At 39.3% G+C, this 1928-nt stretch carries 2 protein-coding genes; both read right to left on the bottom strand.

Features of this window, described 5'->3' with window-relative positions; all coding sequences use genetic code 11:
* A partial coding sequence (locus ABD745_RS19430; protein ID WP_344834076.1) for an IgGFc-binding protein occupies nucleotides 1-1561 on the bottom strand: 1561 nt, incomplete at its 3' end.
* 140 nt (nucleotides 1562-1701) lie between these two features.
* Nucleotides 1702-1928 (bottom strand): T9SS type B sorting domain-containing protein (locus ABD745_RS19425; RefSeq protein ID WP_344834073.1); only part of this gene is annotated, 227 nt, incomplete at its 5' end.

The raw sequence follows: 1928 nt of genomic DNA, 5'->3' as shown, positions 1-1928 counted from the left end.
TTCCCATAGTTACTTTTACCGTATAGTTTCCTGCATTTACAGGAGTGAAGGTATTTTGTGTAGCTCCCGTAATGGCAACCCCATTTAAATACCACTGATACGTTTCGTAGCTGTCATCCACTTCCAGAATAATTCCCGGGATACAGTCTCCTGTTTGTTTAGCAATTACCGGAATAGAAGAGAATCCTGCAAAGTATCCACCGTATCCTGCTGAACTATATCCACCATTTATACCGGCAGTTACCGCTTTTGTTGAGGTTACGGTTACGTTTCCTGTTGGATTGTCGATGGCATAAGTTACCCAGTTTGTATTTCCTGTTAACGGATAAGGACCCTGTGCAGCAGTTGGAGTTGTCGGTGCTCCGCCATTAATGCTATAAGTAACAGCGGCTCCTGTTTCTGTTAAGATATTCAGTTTAAGTGTAATACCTGTTACACTAGGCATTTCGTTAATTTTCCCGATCTCATCAATTTTTCTGGGTAAGAAACAGTTTAACGGCGGGATATAGTTGTATCCTCCCGTGTTGTTTGCTGTACCTACACCAACCAACTGATATAAATAAACATTTTTAGAAGTGGAAACAAGCATGTTGAAATGTCCGCTTCCTGCAGTTTGTTCTACATAGTTGGTTTCATTAATTCTGTACCATTGGCCTGCATTGATGGTTGCAAGAGGAGTTGTACCACCGTTAACATAGATCTCCGTGTTATCTTCTGTTGCAATGACAATTCCGCCCTCCATATTTTCAGCGGGTGCGGTAGATCTTGTTTTTACCATGGCAAAGGTATTTCCCAACCTTTCTACGGGAACCGACTGGTCCATAATTAAATCTGAACCACTTGAGCCTAAAGCACCAAAGTTACCATTGGAACTTCCATTGGTAAGGGTTACAGGCTTATCCGAAACAACTTTGGCTCCGATAAACCCAGTAAGGTTTGCAGGAGTACCATTGTTTCCGGCTACAAGGTATGATTGTCCTTTATTTAGAGTAAAAGACTGAGAGTTTCCACTAAAACCTGCGGGAGCTCCAATGAATTGAAGTCCTGTAGTCGTCCAGGAAACAGTAACTAAAGTATTGTCTTCAGTTGCCAGAATTCCTGCTGTGAAGTTGTTTGCCGTACCGGTTCCTGCACTTGTGTTAGGAGGATTGGCTACATAAAATAATTTACCGATTCCGGCTTTTCCTTTTGAGGTGATAATCTCACCGTGAGATCCCTGAGCAGATCTTAAGGTACAGTAAAAAGGTTTGTCTCCTTTTAGATAAAGTCCTTTAGTGATGACCTGAAAGGCTTCCGTTGTAGCTGTTGCTGAAATGTTAGCAGCAGCAACAGTATAGGACTGAGGGTTTCCTTTACTGATGGTAACAGTCTGAATAAGAACGTTATTGTTGTAAATCTTGACATCAAAAGGAGTTGTAGAGTCCGTTGACAGATATACCGCATTGGTATATCCTGAGGTGGATGCATAATAAGGTGCAATCCAGTGGTCTGTATCCCTTTGTGCAAAGAGGGTATTAATGCTAAGGAACATTAATACGAAAGATAGTAGAAATCTTTTCATAATTATGGAATTAGGATTATTGCAAAAATAACGGAATATTTGATAAGTTCTCTATATTATTTCTAAAAAAGAGCAATTAAATATATAAAAAAACCCACGATTTGGAAAAAATCGTGGGTTGTAAATTTATTTAAGAAGTGTTAGTCTATGTTTTTGACTAAAATCCAACCGGTGTATTTGATTGGTGTTTTGTTTTTATTGGGTTCATTCCAGTTGATGTGATACCAATAGGTTCCGGTCACTAATTTTTTGTCATAATGTTTACCATCCCATTTGTAATTGTTGAATTTATCCCCTGTGAATATCTTGTTTCCGTATCTGTCATAGATCACGAAAGTAAGGTTATCCTTGTAAGCTAATTCACTGT

It is taken from the genome of Chryseobacterium ginsenosidimutans (assembly GCF_039536845.1).
In the GTDB taxonomy this organism is placed as follows: Bacteria; Bacteroidota; Bacteroidia; order Flavobacteriales; family Weeksellaceae; genus Chryseobacterium; species Chryseobacterium ginsenosidimutans_B.
This window is presented reverse-complemented; position numbering and strand designations above follow the sequence as displayed.